The sequence below is a fragment of the Nocardiopsis halophila DSM 44494 genome (assembly GCF_000341245.1).
In the GTDB taxonomy this organism is placed as follows: Bacteria; Actinomycetota; Actinomycetes; order Streptosporangiales; family Streptosporangiaceae; genus Nocardiopsis_A; species Nocardiopsis_A halophila.
This window is the reverse complement of record NZ_ANAD01000013.1, coordinates 51,827-59,284: the sequence shown is the minus strand read 5'-3', so window position 1 is coordinate 59,284 and position 7,458 is coordinate 51,827. Positions and strand designations below refer to the sequence as shown.

Genomic DNA, 7,458 nt, shown 5'->3' with positions numbered 1-7,458 from the left:
GGGGACCCCGCCCCGCCACTCCCGGCTCGCGACCGTCTCCTCACCGGAGCGGGCCTCCACGGAGCTCTGCACGACGAAGTGCTCGGCGGTGGCGGTGAGCTCGCTCGACGTGCGCACCGTGATGTCCCATCCCTCCCGTTGCATGCGGATCTCCCACCGGGAGCCTGCCATGGCCGAAAGAGGGTCGTCGACCCGGATCCTGTAGTACTCGCGGGCCTTCTCGGTGTACACGAGTCCGTCCGGGTAGGTCCGCGATCCCCCGTAGTTGGGGTCGACGTCCAGGCCCCATTCGCCGGTGCCCACGTCGTGCGTGACGAGCCGCTCCGGGCGCCGCTCGCCCTCGCCCAGCACCACCGGCAGCGGCGGGGCCTGCTCCGGTTCCTCGAACACCACGGGTGCGCGGCCGGCGTCGAACCCGGCGCGCCGCTCCGGAAGCAGCAGCGCGCTCTGCGACGGCCACACCGTCAGCGACTCACCGCCCGGTTGCGGCCACACCCACGGCCAGTAGGCGGTGGACACCGCGACGCGGATCCGGTGCCCGGCAGGGAAGGCGTACCCCGTGCCGGTGAGCTCGACCTCCACGTCCTCGGGCGTCCCGGGCTCCCAAGGGACGATCCGTTCACGCCCCTGGCGCGACGACAGGTTCATCACCCCGCGCGTCACGAGCGTCGACGCCCCGTCGGGCGCCACATCGCAGACGCGGACGACCACCGTCCCCTTGGGGCGGTCGCAGTCCATGCGCAGCTGCACCCGCGCGCGCCCGAGGATCTCGGTCCGGCGTTCAAGGGGCGCGGAGTCGAAGCACGTCGATCGCCCGTCCTCCTCGCGCTGGTCCGGCGGCAGGTCGGTGGCGTTGCCGTAGGGGAAGAACCGCCCGGCGTCCACCCCCGTGTGCTGCGGGCTGTGCACCGTGACGGCACCGGCATCGACCCCGCCCCCGGCTCCGCCCAGGGTGTGCTCGGTCCACGCCGTCGAGGGGGAGGGCCAGGCGTCGTCGGAGACCCAGCGCCCCTCCCGGACGGGGTAGGCCGTCGCCGGGGGCACCGGCTCCTGGATGTAGGAGCGCAGCAGCGGCGTGTCCATCGCGCCGTTGTCCGCCCCCTTGAGCCAGTGGTCCCACCAGCGCACCGTCTCCTGCAGGAAGCCGATCTGCGGTCCCGGCTCCAGGGGCCGGTCCGGGTACTGGTGCGCCCAGGGGCCGATGACGCCCCGCACCGGCCCGGGCAGGTTCTCGGCCAGCCGCAGCACCGTGTCCCGGTACGGGTCGGCCCAGCCGCCCACGGCGAGTACCGCGGCCTCCACCGCCGTGTAGTCCTCGCACACGCTCCCGTGGCGCCAGTAGCCGTCGCGCGCCTGGTGGTCCAGCCAGGTGTGGACGAACGGCTCCAGGGCGTCCAGGCGCTCCCTCCACATCGGCAGCCAGTCCTCGCCGACCGCCGCCGGGTCCGGCGGGCGCGCGGTGAAGGCCAGCATCGTGCCCGACCACCCGGCCATGTCGATGCCCAGCACCGACCCGCCGGTGTAGTGGACGTCGTTGTCGTAGCGGTCGTCGGTGGAGCACACCGTGACCACCGCCTTCAGCGGCTCGGGGCGCAGCGCCGCCAGCTGGAGGGAGTTGAAGCCGCCCCAGGAGATGCCGAACATGCCGACGCGGCCGGTGCACCAGGGTTGTTCGGCCAGCCAATCGATCACGGCGACACCGTCCTCCAGCTCCTGAGGGGAGTACTCGTCGCGCATCACGCCTTCGGAGTTGCCCGCGCCCCGCAGGTCCACCCGTACCGACGCGTACCCGTGGCCCGCGTAGTAGGGGTGGCGCTCGGCGTCGCGCGGCGCCGTCCAGTCGCCTTTGCGGTAGGGCAGGTACTCGAGCAGGGCGGGCACCGGCTCCTCAAGGGCGTCGGTCGGCAGCCACACGCGCGCGTGCAGCCGGGTGCCGTCGCGCATCGGGATCCACATCTCGCGCATCTCGATGTCGCGCGGGAACTCCTCGCGGTACTTCATCTCCCCCGTCTCTCTCCTTCATGTGGTGGGCGGGCCCGTTCGGGCCCAAGGGGCCCGGGGCCCGTACGGGCCCCGGGTGAGGCGCGGCGGGGCCCCTCACTCCCCGCCGCGCCGGATCCGGTGGCCCCCGCCGAGGTCGATCCATGCGCCGTCGGCACCGGTGGCCTCGGCTGCGCCGGCGGTCTGGGCGGCGCCGGGGAGCGGCGTGCCGGAGTCCCGAGCGGTACCCGGCCCCTCGGCCCCCTGAGCCCCGGCGGGGGCCGGCTCCAGGACGGCCTCCAACAGGCGACGCGTGTAGGGGTGGTTGGGCCCGGTGAACACGGCCTCGACCGGACCCTCCTCGACCACGCGCCCGTCCTTCATCACCGCCACCCGGTCGGCGATGCCGCGCACGACCGCCAGGTCGTGGCTGATGAACACGAATGCCAGATCGCGCTCGGTACGCAGGTCGTCCAGCAGCGCCAGCACCGACGCCTGCACCGACACGTCCAGCGCGGTCGTCACCTCGTCGGCCACGACCACGTCCGGGCCGCCGGCCAGCGCGCGTGCGATGCCGATCCGCTGCCGCTGTCCGCCCGAGAGCTGCTGGGGCAGCCGATCCGACAGGGCGGGGTCCAGTGCCACGTCCTCGATCACCTCCCGCGCGCGGGAATCGGCGTCCGACCGCGAGGCAAGACCGAAGAAGTGCAGCGGCCGGCGCACGGCCTCCCGCGCGATCCTGCGCGGGTTCAGCGACGTGTCGGCGTTTTGGAACGCCAACTGGATGCGGCGCCGGACGGCCATAGGGCGTCGGCGGGCCCCCGCCGAGAGGTCGCCCTCCTGCTCGCCGTGCAGGCGCATCCGCCCCGACGCCGGGGAGCGCAGACCTGCCATGGACCACGCCAGCGTGGACTTGCCGCTGCCGGACTCGCCCACAAGGGCGAGCACCTCGCCCTTGCGCAGTCCCAAGGACACCCCGTCCACGGCGCGGCTGCGGCCGTATTGGACGACGACGTCCTCCAGGGACACCACATCAGGGGCGTCCTCGGGCACCGGGGCGCGGTCGCGCACGGTCCGCGTCCCGTCCTCGCCGACCTCGGCCAGCCCCGCGTCGGACACCCGCGGAACGCTGGCCAGGAGGCGGCCCGTGTACGGGTGGCGCGGGGAGGCGAACAGCTCCTCGGCCGGGGCCGCCTCCACCACCTCGCCCTCGCGCATCACCACGACGTGGTCGGCCATCCGCGCCACCACGCCCAGGTCGTGGCTGACCAGGACCGTCGCCAGGCCCAGCTCGGCGCTGAGGCCGGCCACCAGGTCCAGGATGCGGGCCTGGGTGACCACGTCCAGCGCGGTCGTGGGCTCGTCGAGCACCAGCACGCGCGGGCGCGCGGCGAGCGCCATCGCGATCGCCACCCGCTGCTGCTGGCCGCCCGAGAGCTGGTGCGGGTAGCGGCGTCCGATCCGGTCCGGCTCAGGCAGGCCGACCTTCTCCAGCAGCGCACGCGCTTCGGCCCGGCGGTCGGCGCGCGACAGGGGCCGGGCCAGCAGGGCCTCCTCCAGCTGAGTGCCGACGCGCATCGACGGGGTCAGGGCGTTGCCCGCGTTCTGGCCGACCATCGCGATGTCGCGGGCGCGGAGCGCCTTGAGGTCGCGGTTCCCGAGAGAGAAGACGTCGCGGCCGGCGACCTCCACCGATCCGGAGGTGATCCGTGAGCCGTGGCGCAGGTGCCCCAGGAGGGCGCCGGCGACGGTCGACTTCCCGCTGCCGGACTCGCCGACCACCGCCAGGGTCTGCCCAGCGGCGACCTCGAAGGACACGTTCCGGGCGACGGTGATGTCGCGCCCGCCGGCCCGGTAGGCCACGGAGAGGTCCTCCACCTTGGCGGGGACCTCACGGCGGTAGATGCCCTCGCCCTGCCAGGCGGTGGCATCGGTGCGCCCCTCGGACGGGCCGCCGGCGCCACCCGCGGTCTCCTCCCCGGCCTCCTGCTTCGGTTCCCGCTCGGCGCTCACTGGGCCTCCTTCACGCGGTCCACGCCCCACGCCTTGGCGAGGCCGTCGGCGGACAGGTTCAGCCCGAGCACCAGCGTGGCCAGGGCGACGATCGGCGCCAGGGACGCCCACGGGACCACCGTCATGGCGGTGCGGTTCTCGGCGATCATCAGGCCCCAGTCGGGCGTGGGCGGGTTCGCGCCGAAGCCTAGGAAGGACAGCGAACTGATCAGCAGTACGACCCAGGAGGCGCGCATCGCGAACTCGACCGAGACCACGTCGGCGATGTTCGGCAGGACCTCGCGCACCAGGATGGGGAAGGTCCGTTCGCCGCGCGCGCGGGCGGCGGTCACATAGTCCAGCGGGGCGACGCCCATGGCCGCGGCGCGCACCACCCGCACCACCTGGGGGGCGTAGACCACGGTCACCGCCAGGACGATCACCGCCGGACCGGCGCCCAGCACGGTCACCACCACCAGCAGTGCGAGGATCGGCGGGACCGCGAGGACCGCGTCCAGGACCCGCATCACCAGGCCGTCCAGCCGGCCGCCCTTGAGCGCGGCGGCGCATCCCACCAGGGTGCCCAGGGCGACCGCGCAGGCGGTGGCGGCGAACGAGACCGTGAGGGCGTACCGGCCGCCATGGAGCACCCGCGCCAGCACGTCCCGGCCGAGCGCGTCGGTGCCCGCCCAGTGCCCGGCGCTCGGGCCGAGCAGGGCGCTGCCGGGCGCGTTGGCCGTGGGGGAGTAGGGGGTGAGCAGCGGTGCCAGCAGGGCGATGAGCACGTGCACCGCCACCAGGACCAGACCCGCGGTCGCGGGCTTGGAGCGCAGCATCGAGCGCAGTGTGGCGCGGGCCGTCCCGGCCCTGCGGGCCGGCCTGCCCTTCACGGGGCCGCCCGTGTCCACGGGGTTCGGTTCCGCCTCGCTCATCGGGCGCTCCTCTCACCGGTGCGCAGGCGCGGGTTGAGCGCCATGGCCGCCAGGTCGGCGGCGAGGTTGCACAGCACGTAGACCACGGCTCCGACCACCGCGACCGCCTGCAGCACCGGCAGGTCGCGGCTGTGCACCGCCTCCAGCATCAGCTTTCCGATGCCGGGGTAGTTGAAGACGTTCTCGACCACGACCACACCGCCCACCAGCCAGGCGACGTTCATCGCGATCACGTTCAGGGTGGGCAGCAGCGCGCTGGGAAGCGCGTGGCGTACCACCACCCGCCACGCGCCCAGCCCCTTGAGCCGGGCCGTGGTGACGAACTCGCTCGCCATCACGTCGATCACGCTGGTGCGGGTCATCCGCACGATGTAGGCGGTCATCACCACCGACAGCGCGACCGTGGGCAGCACCACCGCGGGCAGCAGGTCGCCTACCGGGGCCGAGGCCTCGTCCAGCACCACCGCCGGCAGGACGGGGACGGTGATGGACAGCGCCAGCACCAGCAGCGTGGCCACGACGAACTCCGGCACGCTCATCCCGGCCAGGGTGAGCGAGGAGATGAGCGTGTCGGGCCAGCGGTCGCGGTAGAGCCCGGCGACCACGCCCAGGACGATGGAGGAGGTGACGGCCACCGCCACCGTGGCGGCGGCGATCAGCAGGGTGTTGCGCAGGTGGAGCCAGAGGGAGCCGGCGACCGGCTCGCCCGAGACGAGCGAGGTGCCGAAGTCGCCGCGGACGGCTCCGGCCGCCCACTCGACGAAGCGCAGCGCCGCGGGGCGGTTCAGGTCGAGCTGGTCGCGCAGGGCCGCCACCGCCTCGGGGGTGGCGTCCTGGCCGAGCACCTGGGTGGCGACGTCGCCGGGCAGCAGCTGCACCGCGGCGAACACGAGCAGCGCCGCCAGGAGCACCGTGCCGGCGGCCGAGAGCAGGCGCCGGGTGAGGAAGGTGAGCATCAGGGCCTCAGTCCGATCGAGCGGTAGTCGAACTCGAATCCGGTCTCGCGGTAGTTGAGGACCTCCCGGGACAGGCCGACCAGGCGGTCGGCGAACATCGGCGTCATGGCGCCGCCCTCGTCCACCACCAGGCGCTGGGCGTCCTGGTAGAGGCCCTTGCGCCGGTCGGGATCGCGGGTGCGGCGGGCCTGGTCCAGCAGGCCGTCGAAGTCCCCGTTCGACCAGGCGGTCTCGTTGTAGGAGGAGCCGCTGCGGAAGACCTGGTTGAGCAGCTGGTCGGCCGGGCGGCCGGTGTACCAGTAGGTCGCCATCAGCGGCTTGTTCATCCAGATCTGCGTGTAGTAGGAGTCCGCCGAGGCGTTGCGCACGGTCACGCCGATCCCGGCCTCGGCCGCCGAGTCGCGGTAGGCCAGGGCCATCGGGGTGAACACGGGGTCGTAGGAGGAGGTGTACAGGTCCACCTCCAGGCCCTCGGCCCCGGCCTTCTTCAGGAGCGCGCGGGCGCGCTCGGGATCGCGTTCCACGGAGTAGTCGGTCCAGTAGGGCGTGCCGGGCGGCACGGGGTTGTCGTTGCCCGGAACCCCGGTGCCCTGGAGCGCCACGTCCACCACGTGCCGGGGGTCGTAGGCCAGCTTCATCGCCTTGCGGACCTTGGGATCGGTGAACGGTTCGGCGGTGGTGAGCATCGGCAGGACGTACCACTGGGCGTTCACCGAGCGTGCGATGGTGGCCCGATCGGAGGCCTCGACGACGCGCGCGGTGGCGAAGTCCAGGTTGGTCTGGGAGATCAGGTCGATCTGACCGGCGAGGAGGGCGTTGGTGCGGGCCTGGATGTCGGTCATCGAGTACATCTCGATGGCGTCCAGGACGGGCGGGCCCTCCCAGTGGTCGTCGTAGGCGACGATGCGCCCGCGGCCGCCGGGGGAGAAGGACTCCAGGCGGAAGGGGCCGGTGCCGATCCCGGTGCCGCCGATGGCGTCGCCGGAGCCCTCCGGGATGACGTAGCAGTTGTAGTTGGTCAGCAGCGCGGGGAACTCGAAGTTGGGCTCCTTGAGCTCCACGCCCAGCACGCCCGGCTCGGGCGCGGTCACCTTTCCGGGGTCGACCAGCGGCGACAGGACCGTGCCCTGCGGTGAGGCGAGGTCGGGGTCGACGAGGCGGCGCAGGGTGTAGGCGGCGTCGGCGGAGGTGAGACGGGCCCCGTCGTGGAAGCGGACCCCGTCGCGCAGCCGGAAGGTCCAGCGCACGCCCTGCTCGTCGGACTCCCAGGACTCGGCGAGGTCGGGCGCGGTCTCGCCGTCGGCGTCCATTCGCACCAGGCGGTTGTACAGCGCGCCCAGGTACTCGTAGGCCGAAAGCGCCCCGGCCGGGTCCAGGGTCTCGGCCTGGGAGGCCGGGGGGCGGGCGATGCGCAGCACGCCTCCGGCGGCGGGCGTGCCGGCCGCGGCCCCCTGGGACAGCACCGGCGCGGCGGAGCGGCCGCCGGGGGAGCAGCCGGAGAGCAGGGCGGCGGCGCCGACGGCGCCCAGGCCGCCCAGCAGGGCCGTGCGGCGCGGGACGGCCGGCGGCCCGCCGCCGCCCTCGCGTGAACGCGGCAT

5 protein-coding genes are annotated in these 7,458 nt (G+C 73.8%); all 5 read right to left on the bottom strand.

Annotated features, from left to right (window positions below):
- Positions 1-2,001, bottom strand: a 2,001-nt coding sequence (locus D450_RS0101655) for a CocE/NonD family hydrolase (RefSeq protein ID WP_017536945.1), incomplete at its 3' end; no start/stop codon positions are given.
- Positions 2,002-2,097: 96 nt separating this feature from the next.
- Positions 2,098-3,993 carry a dipeptide ABC transporter ATP-binding protein gene (locus D450_RS0101650; RefSeq protein ID WP_017536944.1) on the bottom strand — a complete coding sequence of 632 codons (1,896 nt, stop codon included), beginning with the start codon at positions 3,991-3,993 and terminating at the stop codon, positions 2,098-2,100.
- Positions 3,990-4,904 carry an ABC transporter permease gene (locus tag D450_RS0101645; protein ID WP_017536943.1) on the bottom strand — a complete coding sequence of 305 codons (915 nt, stop codon included), beginning with the start codon at positions 4,902-4,904 and terminating at the stop codon, positions 3,990-3,992. The genes D450_RS0101650 and D450_RS0101645 overlap by 4 nt, the downstream gene beginning before the upstream one ends.
- Entirely contained in the window at positions 4,901-5,860 is a 960-nt protein-coding gene (locus tag D450_RS0101640; protein WP_017536942.1) for an ABC transporter permease, read from the bottom strand. The genes D450_RS0101645 and D450_RS0101640 overlap by 4 nt, the downstream gene beginning before the upstream one ends.
- Complete coding sequence (locus D450_RS0101635) at positions 5,860-7,458, bottom strand: ABC transporter substrate-binding protein (protein WP_017536941.1); 1,599 nt, start codon at positions 7,456-7,458, stop codon at positions 5,860-5,862. Before D450_RS0101635 ends, D450_RS0101640 begins: the two co-directional genes overlap by 1 nt.

What these genes read in the sequence shown, in the direction of transcription:
- D450_RS0101645 (WP_017536943.1), bottom strand. Translation starts at nt 4,904, where the DNA reads ATGAGCGAGGCGGAACCGAACCCCGTGGACACGGGCGGCCCCGTGAAG.
- D450_RS0101640 (WP_017536942.1), bottom strand. Translation starts at nt 5,860, where the DNA reads ATGCTCACCTTCCTCACCCGGCGCCTGCTCTCGGCCGCCGGCACGGTG.
- D450_RS0101635 (WP_017536941.1), bottom strand. Translation starts at nt 7,458, where the DNA reads ATGCCGCGTTCACGCGAGGGCGGCGGCGGGCCGCCGGCCGTCCCGCGC.